Below are 21,712 nucleotides of genomic sequence, written 5' to 3' on the forward strand. Positions count from 1 at the left end.
GCGCACGATGAGCCTCAACGAAAAATTCCCTCACCCCGTCTACAAGGACACGGTGCTGGCACCGCTCTTTGAAGACGTGAAGGCCAACTATGTCGGCGCGTTCCGCGCCATCAACCGGGCGCATCTGGTGATGCTGACGGAGACCGGCATCCTTTCCCGTGATGACGCCGCCCGCATCGCTGCGGCCCTTGTCGACATTGACGAGACGGTCGATGTCGACGCCCTCACCTATACCGGCGAGGTGGAAGACTATTTCTTCCTCGTCGAGGCGGAGCTCAAAAAGCGGCTTGGCCCGGATCTCGCCGGCATGCTGCACACGGCCCGCTCGCGCAATGACATGGACCACACGGTCTTCAAACTGACCTTGAAGCACCATGCCGACACGCTGATCGGCAAGGCGCACGCGTTGGCCTCCGCTCTGATCGCCAAGGCCGAGGCCGAGCGCGACACGCTGGTCGTTGCCTACACGCACGGCCAGCCGGCCCAGCCCTCGACCTTCGGCCACTACCTGTCGGCCGCCGTCGAGGTGCTTCTGCGCGACATCGAGCGCCTTCAGGCGGCCCGCGCCAATATCGACCATTGCCCGATGGGCGCTGCCGCGATCACCACCAGCGGCTTCCCCATCGACCGCGCCCGCATGGCCGATCTGCTGGGCTTCTCCGAGCCGTTGCGCAATTCCTATGGCTGTATTGCATCCGTTGACTATGTCACCGGCCTCTACAGCGCGATGAAGCTCACCTTCCTTCACCTTGGCCGCCTCATCCAGGACATGCAGTTCTGGTCGGCCTTCGAGGTGGGACAGCTTCATGTGCCCGGCAGCCTTGTGCAGATTTCGTCCATCATGCCGCAAAAGCGCAATCCGGTGCCCATCGAGCACCTGCGCCATCTCGCTTCCATGACCTGCGGTCGGGCCGATGCGGTCGTGAACACGATGCACAACACGCCCTTCACCGACATGAATGACAGTGAGGGAGAGGTTCAGGTGGCCGGCTATGCGGCTTTCCACAGCGGCGCACGTGTGCTCGACCTTCTGGCAGCCCTGATCAGCGCCGTTTCCATCGACGGCGAGCGCGTGGCCAGAAACATCGACGCCGCCTGCATCACCGTGACGGAACTCGCCGATACGCTGGTGCGCCGCGAGGGGCTCTCTTTCCGGCAGGCGCATGAGATCGCCGCCGCCACGGCCCGCGCCGTCATCGCCGCTGGCAAACCGCTCGGCGAAGGGTTCGAAGCCTTCTCCAAGGCTTTCAGGGAACTGACCAGGCGCGACAGCACGCTCGACCCCGCAGCCTACGGCGAGGCCGTCAGCGCGCGCCATTTCGTGGCGGTGCGCGAGCGTTTCGGTGGCCCTGCGCCCGAAGCCATGAACGAGGCGCTTCAAACCTATCGCGCCACCCTCACCCGCCTTTCAGAACAACAGGCAGCGGACCTTGTCCGCGCCGAAAAAGCCGGAGCCGCGCTCGATGCCGCCTTCGGCGCTCTCTTGCAGGAGTAGACCCTTGGCCACCTTGTCCCTTCGCAATCTCGTCAAATCCTACGGCAAGGTCGAGGTGCTGCACGGCATCAATCTCGACGTGGCCGATGGCGAATTCGTCGTCTTCGTCGGCCCGTCGGGCTGCGGCAAATCCACGACCCTGCGCATGATCGCCGGCCTTGAGGAGATCAGCGGCGGCGAAATCCACATCGGGGAGCGCCTCGTCAACAATCTGGAGCCCAAGGAGCGCGACATCGCCATGGTGTTCCAGAACTACGCCATCTATCCGCACATGTCGGTGCGCAAGAATATCGGCTTCGGCCTGCGCACGTCCAAGCTCTCGAAAGAGGCGAAGGACAAGCGCATCGACGAGGTCGCCGCCATTCTCGGCATGACCGACCTTCTGGAGCGCCGCCCCAACCAGTTGTCCGGCGGTCAGCGCCAGCGCGTCGCCATCGGCCGTGCCATGGTGCGCGACCCCGCCGTTTTCCTCTTCGACGAACCGCTCTCCAACCTTGATGCGCAACTGCGCACCCAGATGCGGCTTGAAATCAAGAAGCTGCACCAACGTGTTGGAAACACGATCATTTTCGTGACACATGACCAGGTCGAAGCCATGACCATGGCCGACCGCATCGTGATCATGAAGGATGGCTATATCCAGCAGGTCGGCACGCCGCTTGAGGTCTATCACAAGCCGGCCAACACCTTCGTTGCCCAGTTCATCGGCGCACCATCCATGAACATGCTGCCGGGCAACTGGACCGGTAAGGGCGTAAAACTCGGCGATGGGCTTGGCATCGATCTGCCCGAACGCAGCGCTGGCGAAGGCGCGGACGTTATCCTCGGTGTCCGGCCTGACGACCTGGTCGTGACCGGCGGCAAGGGGCTTTTCTCCGGCACGGTCAACATCGTGGAACCGCTCGGCGCCGATACGCTGGTCTATGTCGGCGTCAATGGCCATGAAGTGATCGCAAAGGCTTCCGGCCGCGAGCCGCCGAAAGCCGGCGATACGGTCAAGCTGACGGCAAAGGCCGGCGAAATGCACCTGTTTGACGCCAAATCCGGGGAGGCGCTGCCGTGACGCACGCCAACCGGTCAGGCCGCGTCCTGAGCGCGGGGCGGCTTTACTGCGACCTTATCTTTACCGAACTACCGAAAATGCCGACGCTGGGCGAAGAGGTCTTTGCCGGCGGTCTGTCGATCAAGCCGGGCGGTGGCGCGTTTATCACTGCGGCCTATGTCGCAGCCCTCGGGCGTCCGGTCTCATTGGCTTCCGCGCTCCCTTCGGGGCCGTTCGCCGCAGCACTGATGAAAGAGCTTGAAGCCAGCGGCGTCGATCTTTCGGCCTCGCAGCCCATGCCCGACACGCTCGATCCGCAGATTACCGTGGCCATGACATCGGGCACGGAGCGCGCCTTTCTGACACGCCGCGCCGGTCCCGCCGTGCCGGAAACATTTGCGCGAGCCATCGCCAGCGGCGGTTTTGCCCATCTCCATATCGGCGAGCTCGCCACGCTGGTGGAAGCTCCTTTCCTCATCGAGCAGGCGCGTGCCGCCGGGCTTTCCATCTCGCTCGACTGTTCCTGGGACGATGCGGTTCTTGCACGCGACGATCTCGCCGCATTGATCGGCGCCGTGGACATATTCCTGCCCAACGAGACAGAGGCGCAGCGGCTTGCCATTGCCCCCGGCAGGAAACCGCCTGCACCGCTTACAATCGTCAAGCGCGGGCCGGAAGGGTCCGTCGCGATCAGCGCCGAAACCACCGTCTCGATGCCGACGCAGCCCGTCAATGTAATCGATTCCACGGGCGCCGGAGACGCGTTCAATGCCGGTTTCATCGATGCGTGGCTTTCCGGAAAACCGGTTGAACAATGCCTTGCAGCCGGCAATCGCTGCGGGGCCGAAGCCGTCATGCGGGTTGGCGGCGCAACCGACCTGCCCGATCTGAGCGCACTGGTAAAGGCGGCCTCCTAGAAAGAGGCTGCCTCCACCTCTTCGCCTGCCCTTTCCTTCAACCGAGCAAAACTCATGGCCACATGGGCACGGCGGATCTGCCCGACGCTTTCCAGCGCCCCGCAGGCCACCGCAGCGGCAATGTCGGACACCTCGCGCAGGAAAAAGCCGATCTCGCTTGCAAGCGTTTCTTCCGTGCCGTCCTCGCCGGCCGCACGTTTCAGCCAGATCCTCGTCGTCTGATAATAGAGCCGTTCGGAAAATTCCTGCAGAGGCTCGTTTTCTGTCAGCGTCATCAGGAGATGGAAAAAATCCATGTTGAGCTGCGCGAAGGCGCGCTGTCTGGGCGTTCCGACCAGTTCCTCGCAGCGCGTCTTCATGGCAGCAAAGGCGCGTTTGGCGTCTTCATCGGGCTCTATCGGTGAAAGCTTGCCGATCAGCTCCGAAAGCTCCACACGCAGGCGATAGACCTGTTCGAGCGAGGCAATGTCGATGTCGGTGACGATGGTGCCCACGCCATGGACAGAGCGCAGATAGCCCTCGTCTTCGAGCCGCGCCAGAACCCGGCGGATCGGCGTTCGGCTGGTGTCGAATTCCTCGGCGAGGTCTTCCTCGCGCAACCGCATGCCCGGCGGATAATCGAGCAGACAGACGCGCTCACGCAAAAGCGTGTAGATCCGCTCGAACCGCGCGCGGGCCTCGCCTGTCATCGCTCTCGCTCCATCGCGGTCAGCTCACCTTCCTGCCCAGCCGTTCAAGCATGCCAAGGCATTGGTCGAGCTGTTCCAGCGAAACGAATTCATCCGCCTTGTGGGCCTGCTCGATGGAACCCGGCCCGCAGATGACGGAGGATATCCCCGCCTTCTGGAACAGCCCCGCCTCCGTGCCGAACGCCACCACTTCCGCCTCGGTGAGGCCGGTAAGCTCCGAAACGATCTGGCGCGCCTCCGATTCGGTTACCGGCTCCAGCCCGTCCACCTCGCCGATCACATGGGTCACGATATCCGCGCCCGCAAACACCGCCTGCATGGCCGGTTTCAGCTCGGCTTCGACAAAAGTGCGGATGCGGTCTTTCACAAAATCCGCATCCTCGTTGCGCACGGGGCGCATCTCCCATTCCACGGCGCAGTGGTCGGCGATCACATTGCGCGCCGCACCGCCCGAGATCGTGCCCACCTGAAGCGTTGTCCAGGGCGGATCGAAACGGTTGCCCTTGGGCGCGCGCGTCTTCAGCTCCTCGGCCAGCGCCATGAGCCGCGAAATATAGCGCACCGCATATTCAACGGCATTGACGCCGCGTTCGGGCGAAGACGCATGGCCGGCAAGCCCGCGAAACTCGGTCGTGTATTCGAAACAGCCCTTGTGGCCTTCGATGATGCGCATCATGGTCGGCTCGCCGATGATGGCGACGGAGGGCCGGAGTTCGGTCCGCTCCAGTTCCTCCACCAGCGCGCGCGCGCCAAAACACCCCACCTCCTCGTCATAGGTGAAGGCGAAATGCAGTGGCCGTTTCAGGTCCAGCTCGGCAAAGTGCGGCGCCATGGCGAGCGTGCAGGCGATGAACCCCTTCATGTCGCAGGTGCCACGCCCATAAAGCCTTCCATCCGCCTCGCGAATGGCAAAGGGATCGCTCGCCCAGTCCTGCCCCTCCACCGGCACCACGTCGGAATGGCCCGAAAGCACGATGCCGCCATCCCCCTCGGGCCCCAGCGTGGCGAACAGGTTCGCCTTGTGGCCGCTCTCGTCCAGCGTCATCGAAAGCCTTGCGCCAAGCGCGCTCAAAAGCTCGCTGGCATAGGCGATCATTTCCAGATTGCTGTCCGCCGAAATGGTGGGAAACCCCACCAGATCGGACAGGATGCGCGTCGTGCTTTCCAGCGTTTCGGATCGCATGGATCAGTTCTTCACGATCAGTTCGCGCGGGCGGCGACAGAGCGCCTCGGCCGGCCCGTCTTCCGTGATCAGGATGCTTTCGGTGATTTCCAGCCCCCAGTCGGCCATCCACAGGCCCGGCATGAAATGGAAGGTCATGCCCGCTTCAAGGACCGTCTCGTCCTCACGGCGCAGCGAGATTGTGCGCTCGCCCCAGTCCGGCGGATAGGAAATGCCGATCGGATAACCGCAGCGCCCGTCCCGCGTGATGCCGGCCCGCTCCAGCGCGCCATAGAGCGCATCGGCGATCTGGCCTGCGCGGTTGCCCGGCCGCGCGATCTCAAGCCCCGCCTCGATGCCTTCCACCAGCGCCTTTTCCGCATCCAGCATGTGCTGCGGCGGCGTGCCGAGAAACACGGTGCGGCAGAGCGGCGCGTGATAGCGGCGATAGCAGCCGGCGATCTCGAAGAAGGTCGCATGCCCCTGCTCGAAGCGCCGCCCGTCCCAGGTCAGATGCGGTGCGGCGGCATCGGAGCCCGTCGGCAGAAGCGGCACGATGGCCGGATATTCGCCCCAGTCGTCATCCACGCCGCGGATCGCGTCCGCATAGATTTCGGCCACCAGATCGTTTTTCTTCAGACCCGGCTCGATGCGCTCGACAATACCGTCGATCATCTTTTCGGAGATTCGCGCCGCCCGGCGCATGAAGACGATCTCCTCTTCGGATTTCACGGCCCGCTGCCAGTTCACCAGCGCCGTCGCATCCACAAAGGTGGCGTTCGGCAGTTCTTCCTTCAGGACCAGATAGGCCTTGGCGGAGAAATAGTAGTTTTCCAGCTCCACGCCGATCCGCTGGTTGCCAAAACCATGAGCGCGCAGGATTTCGGCCAGATGCTGCATCGGGTGCAGCGTGTTGGCCTGCACATAGTGGTCGGGATAGCGCAGCACCCTGTCGTCATCCATATAGACCGTGCGCACGGCGCCGTTCCCGTCCATCGACCGCCCCCACCAGAGCGGGTCGGCATCCTTGAAGACGATCACGCCCTGATGGACATAGAACGACCATCCGTCATAACCCGTCAGCCAGGCCATGTTGGAGGGATCCTCCACGAACAGAACATCGATACCCTTCGCCTCCATGGCGTTGCGGGTCTTTTCCAGGCGAGCGGCATATTCCTGCGCGCTGAAGGGCATTTCGGCTGCTGGCATGGTTCCTCCAAAAAGCGTAAGACCGGACGCTTCCGCACCCGGCGAAACCGTACACCGGAAAGGCATTCGCAACCTTGTGTACAACTAATCCATCATCACATTTTCGATCCGGTGAATCGCAGGAAAACGACATCGAATGTCGCTGTTTCTAATCCCGCTCGGATGATGTTGTGTACAAATCGATACAGGACAGGTTGCCTGGAAGAAATATCGGGAGATTTTCATGACCCACAGGGCCGCGCTCGCGCTGGCAGACATTCTGGCTGCGCGTCGCCGCATTGCTGGTATTGCGACACGCGACACGCCTCTCCCGCCGTCGCCCTTTCTCAGCCGTCTCGCGGGTGATGACGTTCTCCTCAAGCTCGAGATTGGGCAGGCAAGTGGCGCCTTTAAGCTGCGCGGTGCCGCCAATGCGGTGCTCACCCTGCCCGACGACGCCACCGGCGTCACCTGCTGCTCGACCGGCAATCATGGCCGCGCGGTAGCCTATGCGGCACGCGCGCGTGGCCTGCGCGCCGTCATCTGCATGTCGAAGCTCGTACCGGAGGCGAAAATCACCGGCATCAGGGCACTTGGTGCCGAAGCCCGCATCATCGGTGCAAGCCAGGATGAAGCCCAGGTCGAAAGCCGCCGCCTCGCCGATGAAGAGGGTTTTTGCGAAATCTCGCCCTTCGACGATCTGGCCGTGATCGCCGGTCAGGGCACGATCGGGCTTGAGCTTCTGGAGCAGCGCCCGGATCTTCAAACCGTGCTCATACCGCTGTCGGGCGGCGGGCTCGCCGGCGGCATCGCGTTCGCGCTGAAAACGATCAAACCTTCCATCCGTGTCATAGGCATCACCATGGAGCGGGGTGCGGCCATGCACGCCTCGCTTGCCGCCGGCGAACCGGTCGCCGTCACTGAAGTGGCCAGCCTCGCCGATTCGCTCGGCGGTGGGATCGGGCTTGAAAACCGCCATTCCTTCGAACTGTGCCGCAATCATCTGGATGATGTCGTGCTCGTCACCGAGGAAGAAATCTATCGCGCCATGCAGGCGCATTATTTCGAAGACCGGCTTGTGTGCGAAGGGGCGAGTGCCGTCGGTGCCGCCGCCCTGATGGCCGGCAAGGTCTCCGGAAGAATCGGCCCGACCGCCACGCTCATCACCGGCCGCAATGTCGATATGCAGATCTTCACCGACATCGTCTGTGGCCGCGATGTCGCGCTCGGCGACACGATCATCAAGGGAGCGCCCCATGCCGCATGATATTCTTGTCCTGACCGAAGCCGATCTGCGCAAGGCCGTTCGGCTCGACCTCGAAGCCATCGACGTGGTGGAAGAAGCCTTCCGCGCGCTCGCCTCGGGCGACGTCATCATGCCACCCATCCTCTCCATGGACATTCCGCAGGTTCATGGCGAAGTGGATGTGAAGACGGCCTATATTCCCGGCTTTGAAGGCTTCGCCATCAAGGTCAGCCCCGGTTTCTTCGACAATCCAAAAATCGGCCTGCCGAGCCTCAACGGACTGATGATCCTGTTTTCGGCAAAAACCGGGCTTGTGGAAGCGCTTTTGCTCGACAACGGATTTCTCACCGATGTGCGCACGGCTGCCGCCGGCGCGGTCGCAGCCCGCCATCTGGCTCCCTCCGAAATCGAGACCGCCGGCGTCATGGGAACCGGCGTGCAGGCGCGCCTGCAGATGATCGCCGCGCATCAGGTGCGCCCCTTCTCCCGCCTTCTCGTATGGGGGCGCGATGCGGCAAAGGCAAAAGCCTGCGCCACCGATCTGGCCGAAACCCTCGGCATCGACGCAAAGGCCGAGACGGACCCGGCCCGCCTCGTCGCCCAAAGCCAGCTTGTCGTCACCACCACGCCGGCCCGAGAACCTGTTCTCAAAGCCGATTGGCTGCATCCTGGCCTCCACATCACCGCGATGGGCTCCGATCAGGAAGGCAAGAACGAGATTGAGCCGGAAGCCCTTGCCCGCGCCGATCTCTACGTCGCCGACCGGGTGAGCCAGTGCGAAAAACTCGGTGAACTGGCAGCCGCCATCCGCGCCGGCGTGTGGAATGGCAACACGCCACCCGAACTCGGAGACATCGTTTCCGGCGCCAGAACCGGCCGTACCGGCGATGACCAGATCACCATCTGCGATCTCACCGGAACGGGCGCGCAGGACACGGCCATCGCCACTTTTGCGCGCGCACGGGCCTTGACAGCGGGGGCCGGGACGACGATCCAGAGCTGACCATGCTCAAGCTCGACGATCGCGATCTCAAGATTCTCGGTATCCTTCAAAGGGAAGGCCGCATCTCCAAGGCGGCGCTGGCCGAACGCGTGAACCTCACGCCTGCCCCCTGCTGGGAGCGGCTGAAACGTCTTGAAAAGGCGGGCATCATCACCGGTTACCATGCCGAAGTGGCGCTTGCGAAGCTCGCCCCGCACATCGCCGTTTTCATGGCCGCCGAACTTGCCGGCCACCGCGCGGAAGACTTCCAGCGATTCGAACGAAGCGTGCAGAACATCGATGAAATCACCGGCTGCTGGGCTGTTGGCGGCGGTTTCGACTATATCCTGCAGATCATTGCCCGCGACATCGACACCTATCAGCGGCTGGTCGACCGGCTTCTTGAGATGAATGTGGGTCTGGCGCGCTATTTCACCTATATCGTCACCAAGCCGGTGAAGCAGCCGGGCGCGTTTCCGCTCGGAGTTCTGGTGAACGTCGACGAGACGACGCAGAAGGAATAGTGGGCGCGGGCCACGAAGTTCAGAAGAAACCTTGGCGCGCCCTGCCAGGATCGTCAGAAAATTTGGCGCTTCAGGCGGCATGATTCCAGTCGAACCGAACACTGGAAATCCGCTTGGGAGAAAGCCGATGTCCGCATTTGCCGCCCTTCAGAAAACCGCCCTTTCCGACCTCGCCGATCCGCGTCTTTTCCGCGAATACGCCTATGCGAACGGCCACTGGATCGCCGCCCCCGGCGACCCGGTCGTGGATGTCTACAACCCGGCCGATGGCGCGCGGCTCGGCTGCGTTCCGGCACTCACCGCAGAGCAGGTCGATGAGACCATCGAAGCGGCGCATGCCGCATTCCCCGCCTGGGCGGCCCTTCTGCCGCAGGAGCGCGCGCAGATCCTGATGCGCTGGTACGACCTGATTGTCGCGGCCAAGGAAGACCTCGCCCATCTCATGGTTCTCGAACAGGGCAAGCCGCTGTCCGAAGCGCGTGGCGAGATCGACTACGCCGCTTCTTTCGTTTCCTTCTACGCCGAGGAAGCCAAGCGCGTTTCGGTCGAGAGCGTCGCTTCGCACCTGCCGGATGCCGACATGCAGGTTTCGCGGGAGCCGGTGGGCGTCGCAGCGCTCATCACGCCGTGGAACTTCCCCTCCGCCATGCTCACCCGCAAGGCGGCAGCCGCCCTTGCCGCCGGTTGCACCGTGGTGTCTCACCCCTCATCCGAGACGCCTTTCTCCGCGCTCGCCCTTGCAGAACTCGCCGAGCGCGCCGGCGTGCCGGCAGGCGTCTTCAACGTGCTCACCGGCAAGGCCGCCGAAGTGGTTGGCGCGATGACGGCTTCCAGACATGTGCGCGCCCTTTCCTTCACCGGCTCCACCGAGATCGGCCGCTTGCTCTACGCACAGTCGGCACCGACGGTGAAGCGTCTCATCATGGAGCTTGGCGGTCATGCGCCCTTCATCGCCTTTGCCGATTGCGACCTCGATCACGCGGTGGAGAGCGCCATTTCGGCAAAGTTCGCCACTTCCGGGCAGGACTGCCTTGCCGCCAACCGCTTCTATATCGAGCGCCCCATCTATGACGCTTTCATCGCCGCATTCGCCCGCAAGGTCGAGCAACTGACGGTCGGCAACGGCCTCACCGATCCCGATATCGGCCCGCTCATCCATGAGCGCGCGGTCGCCAAGCAGACCGAGCAGGTTGAAGATGCGCTCGCAAAAGGCGCGCGTCTGGTAACGGGCGGAAACGTGTCGCGGCACGGCTCCACCTTCTTCGAGCCCACGGTTCTGGCCGATGTGCCCGAGACCGCACTCATCTTCCGCGAGGAAACGTTTGGGCCGATTGCCGCCTTCACCCCCTTCGATGACGAAGCGGACATGCTCGAAAAGGCGAACGACACCGAAACCGGCCTCGCCGCCTATCTGCACACGCAGGACCCGAGCCGCATCGCCCGCCTCTCGCGCGGTCTGGAATTCGGCATGGTCGCGGTCAACCGCACCAAGATCACCGGCGCGCCCATCCCCTTCGGCGGGGTCAAGCAGGCCGGTCTCGAGCGCGAGGGCTCCCGCCATGGGCTGGAAGCCTTCACCAACATCAAATATGTCTGCCGCAACATCGGTTGAGCGGCGCTGAATGACACAGTTGAGAATAACAGGAGAGCGACATGCTGTTGAAGAACGACCAACTCGACCAGTGGGACCGCGAGGCCTTCTTCCATCCCTCGACCCATCTGGCCCAGCATGCGCGCGGCGAAAGCCCAAACCGCATCGTGACCGGTGGCAACGGCGTCTATATCGAGGACCGTGACGGCAACAAGCTGCTTGACGCCTTTGCCGGCCTCTATTGCGTCAATGTCGGCTATGGCCGCACCGAGATCGCCGATGCCATTGCCGAACAGGCAAAGGAGCTTGCCTATTACCACGCCTATGTGGGCCACGGCACCGAAGCCTCGATCCGGCTGGCCAAGATGATTGTCGACCGCGCGCCGGAAAACATGTCCAAGGTCTATTTCGGCCTCGGCGGCTCCGACGCCAACGAAACCAACGTCAAGCTGATCTGGTACTACAACAACATTCTCGGCCGCCCCGAGAAGAAGAAGATCATTTCGCGCTGGCGCGGCTATCACGGGTCCGGCCTGATGACCGGCTCGCTGACAGGGCTTGAGCTGTTCCACAAAAAATTCGACCTGCCGCTTGCCCAGGTGGTCCACACCGAAGCGCCCTATTACTACCGCCGCCCGGACCTCGCCATGAGCGAGGAGCAGTTCACCGCCCATTGCGTGGCCGAGCTCGAAGCGCTGATCGAGCGCGAGGGCGCGGACACCATCGCAGCCTTCATCGGCGAGCCTGTGCTCGGCACGGGCGGCATCGTGCCGCCACCGGCCGGATACTGGGCCGCGATCCAGAAAGTGCTGCGCAAGCACGACATCCTTCTCGTCGCCGACGAGGTGGTAACCGGCTTTGGACGCCTCGGCTCCATGTTCGGCTCCATCCATTACGACATGGAACCCGACCTCATCACCATCGCCAAGGGCCTCACCTCGGCCTATGCGCCGCTTTCCGGCTCCATCGTCGGCAAGAAGATGTGGGAAGTGCTCGAGCGCGGCACGGATGAATATGGCCCGATCGGCCATGGCTGGACCTATTCGGCCCACCCAATCGGCGCGGCTGCCGGCATCGCCAATCTCGAACTGGTCGACAAGCTCGGCCTCGTCAAGAATGCCGGCGAGACGGGCGCTTACTTCGTCAACGCGATGCGTGACGCCATCGGCGCACATGCCCAAGTCGGCGAAGTGCGCGGCGAAGGCATGCTGTGTGCAGTCGAGTTCGTGAAGGAACGTGAGAACCGCCAGTTCTTCGACGCTTCCGAGAAGATCGGCCCGCAGATGGCCGCAGCCCTTCTCGAACAGGGCGTCATCGGCCGCGCCATGCCGCAGGGCGACATTCTGGGCTTTGCGCCCCCGCTCTGCCTGACACGCGAAGAAGCCGACCGCATCGTCGATGCGACAGCCAAGGCCGTAAACACCGTCTTCAAAAGCTGATCTCCAGACTCCGGCGCTTCGGGGCCTTGCCCCGGAGCGTCAATTCGGCCATCTCTTCTCCCCAGTGTTTTGGGAGAATTTCATGGCCGATTTCGTTTTTCCGCCCGCCCCGCAACCGTCCGTCGCCGTAGCCGGCGAAGAAGCGCGCTTTCCCGTGCGGCGCATCTTCTGCGTCGGGCGCAACTATGCCGCCCACGCCCGCGAAATGGGCCATGAGCCGGAGCGCGAGCCGCCATTCTTCTTCACCAAACCGGCTGACGCCGTGGTCGATACCGACACGGTGATCCCCTATCCCAGCTTGACCAAAGACCTGCACCACGAGATCGAAATGGTCGTCGCCATCGGCAAGGGCGGAAGCGACATCGATCCGGCCGATGCGCTCGACCATGTCTACGGCTATGCGGTCGGGCTCGACCTCACGCGGCGCGATCTTCAGGGAGAAGCGAAGAAGAAGGGCCGCCCTTGGGACTGGGGCAAGGCGTTCGACCGTTCGTCGCCCTGCGGCCCTATCGTGCCTGTTGCCGAGACCGGTCACCCGTCGCAGGGCCGCGTCTGGCTCGCCGTCAATGGCGAAATCCGCCAGGAAGGCGATCTGGACGAGCTGATCTGGCCGGTGGCCGATGTGATCGCCCTGTGCAGCCAGGCCATGGAGCTGAAGGCCGGCGATCTGATCTACACCGGAACGCCTGCCGGCGTCGGCGCGCTCCAGCCGGGCGATCAGGTGGAAGGCGGCGTCGACGGCATCGGCGAGATCGCCATCACCATTGGCGAGGCGTGAGATGGGCGACATCGTCCTGCACAATTACTTCCGCTCCTCCACCTCCTACCGGGTGCGAATAGCCCTCGCCATGAAGGGCATCGACTATCGCTATGCCGCCCACCATCTGCGCCACGGTGAGCATCGCGGCGAAGCCTATCTCTCGGTCAACCCGCAGGGCCTCGTGCCGGCGCTGGTGTGGAGCGACGGCACGATGATCGCGCAGTCCATGGCGATCATGGAATTTCTCGACGAGATGGTGCCGGCGCCCCCACTCCTGCCCGCGGATGCGCATGGCCGGGCGCGGGTTCGCATGCTCTCCCAGATGATCGCCTGTGAAATCCATCCGGTGAACAATCTGCGCATTCTGAACGCGCTCAAAGAGCGTTACGGCGCAGACGACGCCGAAGTCGGCGCATGGTTCCGCCACTGGGTGAACGCCACGTTCGAGCCGCTCGAAAAGATGTTGGCCGAGAGCCCGCAGACCGGCGTCTTCTGCCACGGCGATACGCCCGGCATGGCCGATATCTGCCTTGTGGGTCAGGTTACCAACAACAAGCGCTTCGACGTCGACATGACGCCTTATCCCGTCATCCAGCGCATCAACGACGCCTGCATGGAGCAGGAAGCGTTCCAGAAGGCCGCGCCTATGAACCAGCCCGACGCGGAATAGTTCAACCGGAAGGCCGCTCAGGCGGCCTTTTCCTCCAGAATCAGCATGATGATGGTTTCGGCTGCGAGCGCGGGCGTGTCCTCGCCCTCGATCTCCACCTCGCCGTGATGACGCACGAGAAGCCGGCCCGGAGCCTTTTCCTCGACACCTTTCAGCGTGCTGCGCAGACGCACGCGGCTGCCAGCCTTCACCGGCGCCAGAAAACGCAGCTTGTCGAGGCCGTAATTGATGATCGTGCCCAGATGCACCGGCCACGCGCCACAGTCATAAGACAGGCTCGATAAGAGCGACAGCGTGAGGAAACCGTGCGCCACCGGCTTGCCAAACGGGCTTTCGCGCTCCGTGCGCTCGCGGTCCACATGGATCCACTGGTGGTCATTGGTGCAATCGGCGAAACGGTCGATCATCGACTGGTCGACAACCACCCAGTCGGAAACGGTCGTGCCGCCGCCGATCTCATTTTCCAGAACATGCGCGTTCATCGTCTATGCCTTTCTGAAATAAATTCGTCTGCAAAACCCGGTCTGAGCCGTCAGAGCGAGCATGGCTGCGCTTTCCCCGCTGGCCGGTTCCCACATTTGTCGCGCGAATATTGTGCATTGCAGCACGAATAACAAGGCAAAGCGCGCATGCGTGAAATTGCGCAACTCAGCGATTGCCTGCATAAAGTTGATTAGATTTATCAGATTTAAGCCGACTCACTCTGGAATTATTCTAAACAATAAGCCATATTGCGGGAACGATATGTGAAAGGACTGTTATGCGCCTAACGCGACAAACCAATTATGCAATCCGGATTCTGATGTATTGCGCCGCCAATGAGGGCCGGCTCAGCCGCATCTCGGACATCGCTGAGGCATACTCCCTGTCCGACCTGTTCCTGTTCAAGATTCTGCAGCCGCTTGTCGAGCACGGCTTTGTCGAGACCGTGCGTGGACGTCATGGCGGTGTTCGTCTGGCGAAACCGGCCGGCGACATCACCCTGTTCGATGTCGTGCGCGTCACCGAGGACAATTTCGCCATGGCGGAGTGCTTTGAAAATGACGACGCCGAGTGCCCGCTGGTCGAAAGCTGCGGCCTCAATGAAGCGCTGCGCAAGGCGTTGAACGCCTTCTTCGAAGTGCTGGCCGGCTATACGATCAGCGATCTCGCCGTCGGCAAGCCGGACATGCGATTACGGCTCGGTCTTGACGAGTTACCCGAGCGTGTAGCGGCACGCTAGGCTCAGGAAGGGCCGTACGCAGACGGTCCCCTCCTGGGGACATGCCCGTTGGCTAGGGTCAGGACCCATTAATATGGCCGCAATGGTCGGTCTGATTTGTGCGGATACGCGAAGCAAGACCGCAGGAAGACTTCATGTCTTTCAAGGTCTTGCGACAAAGTAGGCCGTGCAAATCAGGCCGATCCGAAGGACGATCGATAGACCGGCGACCTGCCGCGTCAAACCCCTTGACCGGGGGAAGGACCCCGGTCTGCGGGCTTTTCCTTGCATCTCTTGGTCTATCGAACGCCATTGTGGTCATATTAATGGGTCCTGACCCTAAAGCTGCGCTGACTGTGGCAGCACATAGGGAATATCCCCACATGGCGGAACACCCACCTGAATTCGGCACTCGAACACGTCGGACACAAGCCGGTCGTTGAACACATCGGCAGGCGTTCCCGCCGCGACCAGCGTCCCGCGATGCATCATGGCCACCTGATCGGCAAAGCGCGCGGTGAGGTTGAGATCGTGCAGAACCGCCAGCACACCACCGCCGGCAGAAGCAAACCCGGCGGCAATGTCCATGATGATGAGCTGATGCTTGATGTCGAGGCTTGAAACCGGCTCGTCGAGCAGAAGGTAGCGCGGCCTGCCGTCAAGCACCGGTTTCCAGACCTGGCAGAGCACACGGGCGAGCTGGACACGCTGCTGTTCGCCGCCCGAAAGTTCCTGGTAAAAACGCCCGGCAAATCCTGCAAGATCAACGCGCTCAAGAGCCTTTTCGGGGAGCTTCGCCTGCTCGACCTGGCCCGCGCCCGACCGCCCGCCCAGTAGCCCCAGCTTGACCACCTCGCGCACCGTATAGGGGAAGGAGAGCGAACTTGCCTGCGGCAGAACGGCCCGATGCGCGGCAGCCTGCCATGGCTGCATGTGCCGGAGCGCTTCGCCATTGATCCGCACATCGCCATCATATGGCAGGTCGCCGGATACCGCCTTCAGAAAGGTGGTCTTGCCCGATCCGTTAGGCCCGACAATGGCCGTCACGGTGCCCGGCTTCACCGACAGCGTCACATTGCGGAGAATGAGCCTGCGCCCGACCCGCACCGAAAGATCTTCGACATCGATCGCCATCACAGATCCAGAATCCCCCTCTGGCGCAGCAATATCCACAGGAAGAACGGCGCACCGAGCGTCGCCGTGACGATGCCGATCGGCAGTTCCGCTGGTGCCACGACAACACGGCTGATCGCATCGGCCACCAGAAGCAGGCTCGCCCCCAGAAGCGCCGAAGCCGGCAGCAGGTAGCGATGTTCGGGGCCAATGGTCAGACGCAGAAGATGCGGCACAACGATGCCGACAAAGCCGATGCCGCCGGCCACGGCAACCGAAGCGCCCGTCGCCGCCGCGACGGCCAGAATGGCGGAGTTTTTTACCCGCTGAACCCGCACGCCAAGATGGTTGGCGGTCGCCTCGCCCAAAACCATCGCGTCGAGCCCGCGCGCCAGAAAGGGTGCTGCAGCAAGGGCTGCAAGGATGATCGGTCCGGCAGCCCAGATTTTTGCCCAGGTGGCCCCAGCCAGAGAACCAAGCCCCCAGAAGGTCAGGTCCCGCAGTTCCTGATCGTCCGCGACGTAGACGAGCATGCCCGACAACGCGCCTGCGAGCGCGCCAAGCGCTATGCCGGCAAGAAGCATGGTGGCGATCGATGTCTGCCCGCGCCGTGTCGCCACCCGGTAGAGGAGCAGGGTCGACACGAGCCCGCCGCAGAAAGCGGCCAGCGGCAGGGCATAAATGCCGAACATGCCGATCACCGGAGCAAGCATCGTGTTGCCGAGCACAATCACCGTGATGGCGCCGAACCCCGCGCCGGAGCCCACACCGACAATGCCCGGATCGGCCAGTGGATTGCGAAACAGCCCCTGCATGACAGCGCCGGAAACCGCCAGCGATGCGCCGATCAGGCTTCCAAGCACGACGCGCGGCAGGCGGATGTCGCCAATGACCACACGGTCGCGCAGTGAGAGGGCATCCGCCCCGCCGCCGAGCCACCCCGAAAGCACCGCCCAGAATGACGTATCGGATGCACCCGATCCAAGACTGAAGGCAAAAAGAAACGCATAGAGCAGGATCAGGGCGAGAATGACCAGCCGTGCCCGCGCCGAACGGTCACCACCCGTATCAACATGCCAGCGCCATCGTGGCGCCGGTGCGGCATTGTCACGTAACGCCATGCTATTCGGTCACCGTTTCCGAACCGTTCAGAGCGCTGGCCAGATCGCGCACCGCGCCTGCGGTCCGTGGGCCGAAGCCCAGAAGATAGGAGCCGTCCATTCGTATCAGGGATCCGTTCTTTCCGGCCGGAGTGCTGGCGAAAGCGGGGTGTTTCAGAACATCACGCGATCCCCTGTGTCCCTCACGCTCCATCATGAGAACGACCTCCGGAGCCGCCGAAATCACGGCCTCGTCGGTCACCTGTTTGAAGCCGGACATCGTGTCCATGGCGTTGACCCCGCCGGCCATGCGGATGATGCCGTCAGCGGCGGTGTCCTTGCCTGCGGCCATGACCCGCCCGCCCTGCATGCTGAGCACGAAAAGCACGCGCTTCCCGTCAGCCTGCTTCTGCGCTTCCGCTTCGGCGGCATCGAGATCGGCCTTGACACGGCGTGCGAGCATCTCGGCCTTTTCTTCAACGCCCAGCGCAGCGCCAACCACGCGAATCTTGCGCAGGATTGCCTCGCGGTCATAGCCTTCCGGAACTCTTACAAGGGGCACGCCTGACGTCTCAAGCACGTCCATCGTTTCGACCGGCCCGCTTCCTTCCATGACCAATATGGCGCTCGGCCCGACGGAGAGCACGCCTTCGGGCGAAAGCGCGCGCATATAGCCGATATCGGGCAGTTTTTCCGCCTCCGGCGGATAGGTGCTCGTCGTGTCGCGCGCGACAAGCCGCTCCTCCTCGCCAAGGCTGTAGACGATCTCGGTAACGGCACCGCCGATCGTCACCAGTTTCGAGGCGTCGGAGAACGGCTGAACGGCTTCGTCCGCATGGGCGGGAGTGAATGCTGCACCGAGAGCAATGAGCGCACTCACGACAAGCCGCCCCAACCCCCTTCGCGTCACTGAAGAAAACGCTTCACGCATGGTCCGCCAGTCTCCCTGGATCCCGGCCCGATTTCCGTAGTGCACGGGACAGTCCAATCAATTGATTTCACCAGACGAGGACAGGGAGCGAGGCTCCCCGTCCCGGACGGTCGGTCAGGCCACCTGCCGGCATTCGCGCCGCGGCAAGCCTTCGACCATGGAACGCCAGTCGCTTCGCTCGGCATGTCCTTCGAGGCGTTCCCCGAAGAACTGGGCGATCAGTTGTCCGTCGGCGCCATAAGCCTCCATGGAGGTGACATGACCGTCTCTGGTCGGTTTGCGAACGGCCCAGAGTTCCTTCACGTGGTCTGTTCGCAGATGAAGATTGAAACCGGGGTCAAGAATGTTAATCCATGGTCCCATCGGCTTCACCGTTTCGATCACGCCCGTATGGATCTGGATACATCCGCTGCTGCCGACGAAACACATGATCGGCACCGTCTCGTGGACCGCCTGATGCAGCATCTGTGTCAGGGCGTCGTCCTCCAGCCTCCAGGCATAGTCCTCACCGATCAGGTGGACGGCCTGATGGCGCGTCAGTTTCAGCTTGCGTAGGATGTTGAAGAGCTGATGCACATCCGTCATCGCGCTCCAGCGCTCGCGCAGCACGTCGGCAGCCGGAAGGTCGTCGGTGACGATCTCCTCGATGATTTTCTCTGCCTGAACCTCAAGCGGAGCCTCCTGGTCCGGATGAAGCAGATCTTCGACCAGCTTCTGATAAGCGTAGAGGTTCGACTTCGGCCTCAGATGCACCTTGTGCACGGCATCACCCGCCTGGTCGAAGAACTGCAGGCTGCGCCGCACATCGTCACCATCGCGCTTTTCCACCGCAAAGCCGAAGGCCCAGCGGGAGGGAAATATGCGCAGGTCGATGTCGCGGCCCAGAACCAGCGCATGCTGCGCGCCGACGGTGATCTTCTCGTAAACGCCGACCTTTTCGTGGACGGCGCTTTCGTTACGCGTCAGGGCCATCACCTCCCCGACGGCTTCGAGAGCCGGTAGAAGGTCGGAGACGCGCGGCTCGATACGGGTCACGCCATGGCCCACATGCGCGGCCACCAGTTCGGCCTCCGAAATGCCCAGCGTCATCGCCAGGTCCCGTTCGCGCATGTTGGGATTTTCGTCACGGGCGCGCCTGATCGCCTCGGGCGCGCATACTGTCTGAACATTCATTCCACGAAACCTACTTGTTGAGAATCAGCTTCCCCTGGCGGGTAATCTTCAACCGGTAATAAGCACCGTGATGCTCAATTCCGATTTCGCGGCGCCCGCCGAAAAGGTCTGTGCTGGAAATCGTCCGGTCTGGCGTAACGCCGCCTTGCCTGACAGCCAGATGCTGTATGTCTGCCTGTCCGCGCGGGTCGATCGACAAATAGGTCTTCATTGGAAAGAACCTCCATTTTCAGGTCACTGGCTTGGGCTCACATCGACAGCATGATTTCTGCCATTCGCTTTCTTGACTTTTCTTATCATATTTTATAGCCACCGCAATACCGGAGTGGAATAATCAAGATAAATTTCCTAGCCGGATAATCGTCGGCAAGCCAGCGCCAGCCGGCCAATTGGTGTGTTTGATTGCTGGAGAATCTGGAATATGCCGAGTTACACGCGACACACGAACCTTGGTTTGCTGTGCGGAACGTCGATCGCGACGCTGGTCCTGTCGATGAACGTCATGGCGCAGGAAGCGCCCGTACTTTTGTCGGAAGCGTCAGGCAGGGTCACCCTTCTCGACCGCATAACGGTGGTGAGCAGGACAGACGAAAGCGCACTCGAATCACTGGCGTCCGTGAGCCAGATCAGCGGCGAGGAACTTGAACGCCGTATGGCGACCAATGCCAACGACATCTTTTTCGGCGTTCCCGGAATCAAGGTTTATTCCGACGGACGCCCGGCGGTCAGCAACATCAACATTCGCGGCCTTCAGGACGCCGGACGCGTTTCCGTCATCGTGGATGGCGCCCGCCAGAATTTCCACAAGGCTGGCCATGAAGTGTCCCGCATGTTCTGGCTCGACCCGCAGCTTGTCCAGCAGGTGGACGTCATCCGTGGCCCCAGCGCGAACACGTTTGGTTCAGGCGCGATTGGCGGCGTCGTCTATTTCGAGACCAAGCAGCCCGATGATTTCCTGCGTGACGACGAGAATTACGCGCTGTCGCTCACGGGGCGTTATGAATCGAACGGCTCCGGCTGGACCACGAGCGCGATCGGCGCCTATCGCTTCAACGAAGCCGCCTCCGTTCTGGGCAACATCGTCTGGCGCGACTATGGCGACTATAAGGATGGCGATGGTTCACGCGTCGACAACTCCGGCTTCGACGTGCTGAGCGGCCATGTCAAGGGAACCATCAGACCGACCGAGAACAGTGAGCTGACGCTCGGCTGGACCGGATCCCGCGACGACTGGTCTTCGACGGCAACCCGCGACTACCGGCTCGACAGCGACACGTTCACGGGCGAGTTCAAGATCTCCGACGCCGAGGAGAAGTGGCTGAATCTCAACATCAAGGGTGCGGTCAACAGCATCGATCTGACCCAGACCGACACGGGCCCTCGTCCCGGAACATCGGGCTATGATCTCAGAACGACCAGCTTCGACATCTGGAACACATCCTATTTCGACACCGGGATGGTCGCCCACGAACTGACAGTGGGCGGCGACTGGGTCTATGACGATTTCACCTCGAATGCGGCGTCAGGCGGGTCCGACACTTACAACCCGACCGGCACCCGCAGGGTCTGGGGCGCCTATGTTCAGGACAAGCTCACTTATGACTGGCTCGAAGTCGTCGCCGGGCTGCGCTACGATTCCTACGAACTGGAGGCGTCCGACAAGAATTCAGGCGACCGGTTCTCCCCCCGCCTCAGCGTTGGCGTTTCCCCCTTCAGGGAGGGCGTGCTTTCCGGTCTGCAGTTTTATGGCTCCTATGCAGAAGGTTACCGTGCACCCAACACGTCGGAGGCCTACATCACCGGCGGCCATTCCTTCCCCGGCTTCAGCTTTGCATTCCTGCCAAATCCCGACCTCAGGCCCGAGACCGGCAAGACGTGGGAGGCGGGCATAAACTACAAGGCCGACGGAATCTTCGATGCCGGAGATACGCTGCGGCTCAAGGCAGCCTATTTCCACAACGACATCGACGACTACATCACCATCCCCACTTTCCCGGCAATTCCAGGCAGCGAATGCGCCAGCCTTGGTCACTCCATGTGTGCGCAGTACCAGAACGTCTATGCTGCAGAAATCCAGGGCTTCGAACTCGAGGGGCGCTACGATGCCGGGCGCTATTTCGCCGGTCTCGGCATCTCCGTCATCGACGGTCATCAGACGGACAGGGATGGCGTGCGTTCGGACCTCACGACCATTCCCTCAGCCAGCGTCACGCTCGATGGCGGCATGCGTTTTCTCGAACGCCGCCTGACACTCGGTGGCGAGGTGCAGTTCAACAAGGCCCCCAGCGGCACGACCTTCGCCGAGGATTATACGCTGGTGAATCTCTATGCGAACTATCAGCCCAATGAGAACCTCCGGTTTGATTTCCGCGTCGACAACCTTTTCGATAAGCGTTACGTGCTGCCGATCGTTGACGTCTCCGATGGTATGCATGCACAACCCGGCCTGACCGTGAAGCTCGGCGCAACCGTCCGTTTTGGAGGATAAA

The 21,712-nt window shown here is 62.3% G+C and carries 21 protein-coding genes; 12 read left to right on the top strand and 9 right to left on the bottom strand.

Annotation, left to right across the window (positions count from 1 at the left end; genetic code table 11):
* Positions 1-7: 7 nt before the first annotated feature.
* From argH to KUG85_RS03630, 3 genes are read left to right on the top strand one after another with little or no spacing between them, the layout of a single operon-like run.
* Complete coding sequence (gene argH / locus KUG85_RS03620; protein WP_223004153.1) at positions 8-1,495, top strand: argininosuccinate lyase; 1,488 nt, start codon at positions 8-10, stop codon at positions 1,493-1,495.
* Positions 1,496-1,499: 4 nt separating this feature from the next.
* Positions 1,500-2,558 (top strand): ABC transporter ATP-binding protein, encoded by a 1,059-nt coding sequence (locus KUG85_RS03625; RefSeq protein WP_223004154.1) that lies wholly within the window; start codon positions 1,500-1,502, stop codon positions 2,556-2,558.
* Positions 2,555-3,454 (top strand): carbohydrate kinase family protein, encoded by a 900-nt coding sequence (locus KUG85_RS03630; protein ID WP_223004155.1) that lies wholly within the window; start codon positions 2,555-2,557, stop codon positions 3,452-3,454. Before KUG85_RS03625 ends, KUG85_RS03630 begins: the two co-directional genes overlap by 4 nt.
* On the opposite strand, the gene KUG85_RS03635 is transcribed toward KUG85_RS03630, so the two are convergent.
* The 3 genes from KUG85_RS03635 to doeA are packed head-to-tail and all read right to left on the bottom strand — an operon-like array spanning position 3,451 to position 6,514.
* On the bottom strand, positions 3,451-4,143 hold the full coding sequence (locus KUG85_RS03635; RefSeq protein ID WP_223004156.1) for a GntR family transcriptional regulator: 693 nt from the start codon (positions 4,141-4,143) through the stop codon (positions 3,451-3,453). The two genes, KUG85_RS03630 and KUG85_RS03635, sit on opposite strands and share 4 nt — an antisense overlap.
* A gap of 19 nt (positions 4,144-4,162) precedes the next feature.
* Positions 4,163-5,326 (bottom strand): acetylornithine deacetylase, encoded by a 1,164-nt coding sequence (gene argE / locus KUG85_RS03640; protein ID WP_223004157.1) that lies wholly within the window; start codon positions 5,324-5,326, stop codon positions 4,163-4,165.
* Between the two features lie 3 nt (positions 5,327-5,329).
* Positions 5,330-6,514, bottom strand: coding sequence for an ectoine hydrolase DoeA (gene doeA / locus KUG85_RS03645; RefSeq protein ID WP_223004158.1), 1,185 nt, complete (start codon positions 6,512-6,514; stop codon positions 5,330-5,332).
* A 223-nt stretch (positions 6,515-6,737) separates the two neighbouring features.
* Here doeA and eutB point away from each other — a divergent pair, with 223 nt between their 5' ends.
* The 7 genes from eutB to maiA all read left to right on the top strand — a co-directional run bounded on the left by eutB (position 6,738) and on the right by maiA (position 13,705).
* Positions 6,738-7,760 carry a hydroxyectoine utilization dehydratase EutB gene (gene eutB, locus KUG85_RS03650; protein WP_223004159.1) on the top strand — a complete coding sequence of 341 codons (1,023 nt, stop codon included), beginning with the start codon at positions 6,738-6,740 and terminating at the stop codon, positions 7,758-7,760.
* On the top strand, positions 7,750-8,742 hold the full coding sequence (locus tag KUG85_RS03655) for a cyclodeaminase (RefSeq protein WP_223004160.1): 993 nt from the start codon (positions 7,750-7,752) through the stop codon (positions 8,740-8,742). Before eutB ends, KUG85_RS03655 begins: the two co-directional genes overlap by 11 nt.
* A gap of 2 nt (positions 8,743-8,744) precedes the next feature.
* Positions 8,745-9,245, top strand: a complete 501-nt coding sequence (locus tag KUG85_RS03660; RefSeq protein WP_223004161.1) for an Lrp/AsnC family transcriptional regulator — start codon at positions 8,745-8,747, stop codon at positions 9,243-9,245.
* 127 nt (positions 9,246-9,372) lie between these two features.
* Positions 9,373-10,857, top strand: coding sequence for an NAD-dependent succinate-semialdehyde dehydrogenase (locus KUG85_RS03665; RefSeq protein ID WP_223004162.1), 1,485 nt, complete (start codon positions 9,373-9,375; stop codon positions 10,855-10,857).
* Positions 10,858-10,901: 44 nt separating this feature from the next.
* A complete protein-coding gene (locus tag KUG85_RS03670) occupies positions 10,902-12,275 on the top strand; it encodes an aspartate aminotransferase family protein (RefSeq protein WP_223004494.1) in 1,374 nt (457 codons plus the stop codon).
* Between the two features lie 82 nt (positions 12,276-12,357).
* Positions 12,358-13,053 (top strand): fumarylacetoacetate hydrolase family protein, encoded by a 696-nt coding sequence (locus KUG85_RS03675; RefSeq protein ID WP_223004163.1) that lies wholly within the window; start codon positions 12,358-12,360, stop codon positions 13,051-13,053.
* Position 13,054: 1 nt separating this feature from the next.
* On the top strand, positions 13,055-13,705 hold the full coding sequence (gene maiA / locus KUG85_RS03680) for a maleylacetoacetate isomerase (protein ID WP_223004164.1): 651 nt from the start codon (positions 13,055-13,057) through the stop codon (positions 13,703-13,705).
* A gap of 17 nt (positions 13,706-13,722) precedes the next feature.
* Here the strand turns inward: maiA and KUG85_RS03685 are convergent, their stop codons facing one another.
* Entirely contained in the window at positions 13,723-14,187 is a 465-nt protein-coding gene (locus KUG85_RS03685) for a MaoC family dehydratase (RefSeq protein WP_065817565.1), read from the bottom strand.
* A gap of 278 nt (positions 14,188-14,465) precedes the next feature.
* On the opposite strand from KUG85_RS03685, the gene rirA reads away from it, so the two are divergent.
* Complete coding sequence (gene rirA / locus KUG85_RS03690) at positions 14,466-14,927, top strand: iron-responsive transcriptional regulator RirA (RefSeq protein ID WP_007006804.1); 462 nt, start codon at positions 14,466-14,468, stop codon at positions 14,925-14,927.
* Between the two features lie 318 nt (positions 14,928-15,245).
* Here rirA and KUG85_RS03695 read toward each other — a convergent pair whose 3' ends face one another.
* From KUG85_RS03695 to hemP, 5 genes are all read right to left on the bottom strand, one after another.
* Positions 15,246-16,040: a heme ABC transporter ATP-binding protein gene (locus tag KUG85_RS03695; RefSeq protein ID WP_223004165.1), complete on the bottom strand. Its 795-nt coding sequence runs from the start codon at positions 16,038-16,040 to the stop codon at positions 15,246-15,248.
* Positions 16,040-17,140, bottom strand: coding sequence for a FecCD family ABC transporter permease (locus KUG85_RS03700; RefSeq protein ID WP_223004166.1), 1,101 nt, complete (start codon positions 17,138-17,140; stop codon positions 16,040-16,042). Before KUG85_RS03700 ends, KUG85_RS03695 begins: the two co-directional genes overlap by 1 nt.
* Position 17,141: 1 nt before the next feature.
* On the bottom strand, positions 17,142-18,050 hold the full coding sequence (locus tag KUG85_RS03705; RefSeq protein ID WP_255606239.1) for a heme/hemin ABC transporter substrate-binding protein: 909 nt from the start codon (positions 18,048-18,050) through the stop codon (positions 17,142-17,144).
* Positions 18,051-18,164: 114 nt separating this feature from the next.
* Complete coding sequence (locus tag KUG85_RS03710) at positions 18,165-19,223, bottom strand: hemin-degrading factor (protein ID WP_223004167.1); 1,059 nt, start codon at positions 19,221-19,223, stop codon at positions 18,165-18,167.
* Between the two features lie 10 nt (positions 19,224-19,233).
* Entirely contained in the window at positions 19,234-19,434 is a 201-nt protein-coding gene (gene hemP / locus KUG85_RS03715) for a hemin uptake protein HemP (RefSeq protein WP_007006809.1), read from the bottom strand.
* 210 nt (positions 19,435-19,644) lie between these two features.
* Between hemP and KUG85_RS03720 the strand changes: the two genes are divergently transcribed.
* Positions 19,645-21,711, top strand: coding sequence for a TonB-dependent receptor domain-containing protein (locus KUG85_RS03720; protein WP_255606240.1), 2,067 nt, complete (start codon positions 19,645-19,647; stop codon positions 21,709-21,711).
* Position 21,712: the final 1 nt, after the last annotated feature.

Source organism: Nitratireductor rhodophyticola, from assembly GCF_019891355.1.
In the GTDB taxonomy this organism is placed as follows: Bacteria; Pseudomonadota; Alphaproteobacteria; order Rhizobiales; family Rhizobiaceae; genus Nitratireductor; species Nitratireductor rhodophyticola.

Excerpts from the sequence above, each read along its gene's own strand:
- hemP (WP_007006809.1), bottom strand. The coding sequence starts at position 19,434 with ATGAAGACCTATTTGTCGATCGACCCGCGCGGACAGGCAGACATACAG.
- KUG85_RS03705 (WP_255606239.1), bottom strand. The coding sequence starts at position 18,050 with ATGCGTGAAGCGTTTTCTTCAGTGACGCGAAGGGGGTTGGGGCGGCTT.
- KUG85_RS03720 (WP_255606240.1), top strand. The coding sequence starts at position 19,645 with ATGCCGAGTTACACGCGACACACGAACCTTGGTTTGCTGTGCGGAACG.
- KUG85_RS03700 (WP_223004166.1), bottom strand. The coding sequence starts at position 17,140 with ATGGCGTTACGTGACAATGCCGCACCGGCGCCACGATGGCGCTGGCAT.
- KUG85_RS03710 (WP_223004167.1), bottom strand. The coding sequence starts at position 19,223 with ATGAATGTTCAGACAGTATGCGCGCCCGAGGCGATCAGGCGCGCCCGT.
- KUG85_RS03685 (WP_065817565.1), bottom strand. The coding sequence starts at position 14,187 with ATGAACGCGCATGTTCTGGAAAATGAGATCGGCGGCGGCACGACCGTT.
- argH (WP_223004153.1), top strand. The coding sequence starts at position 8 with ATGAGCCTCAACGAAAAATTCCCTCACCCCGTCTACAAGGACACGGTG.
- KUG85_RS03665 (WP_223004162.1), top strand. The coding sequence starts at position 9,373 with ATGTCCGCATTTGCCGCCCTTCAGAAAACCGCCCTTTCCGACCTCGCC.
- eutB (WP_223004159.1), top strand. The coding sequence starts at position 6,738 with ATGACCCACAGGGCCGCGCTCGCGCTGGCAGACATTCTGGCTGCGCGT.
- maiA (WP_223004164.1), top strand. The coding sequence starts at position 13,055 with ATGGGCGACATCGTCCTGCACAATTACTTCCGCTCCTCCACCTCCTAC.
- argE (WP_223004157.1), bottom strand. The coding sequence starts at position 5,326 with ATGCGATCCGAAACGCTGGAAAGCACGACGCGCATCCTGTCCGATCTG.
- KUG85_RS03695 (WP_223004165.1), bottom strand. The coding sequence starts at position 16,040 with ATGGCGATCGATGTCGAAGATCTTTCGGTGCGGGTCGGGCGCAGGCTC.
- KUG85_RS03655 (WP_223004160.1), top strand. The coding sequence starts at position 7,750 with ATGCCGCATGATATTCTTGTCCTGACCGAAGCCGATCTGCGCAAGGCC.
- KUG85_RS03635 (WP_223004156.1), bottom strand. The coding sequence starts at position 4,143 with ATGACAGGCGAGGCCCGCGCGCGGTTCGAGCGGATCTACACGCTTTTG.
- rirA (WP_007006804.1), top strand. The coding sequence starts at position 14,466 with ATGCGCCTAACGCGACAAACCAATTATGCAATCCGGATTCTGATGTAT.
- KUG85_RS03675 (WP_223004163.1), top strand. The coding sequence starts at position 12,358 with ATGGCCGATTTCGTTTTTCCGCCCGCCCCGCAACCGTCCGTCGCCGTA.
- KUG85_RS03660 (WP_223004161.1), top strand. The coding sequence starts at position 8,745 with ATGCTCAAGCTCGACGATCGCGATCTCAAGATTCTCGGTATCCTTCAA.
- doeA (WP_223004158.1), bottom strand. The coding sequence starts at position 6,514 with ATGCCAGCAGCCGAAATGCCCTTCAGCGCGCAGGAATATGCCGCTCGC.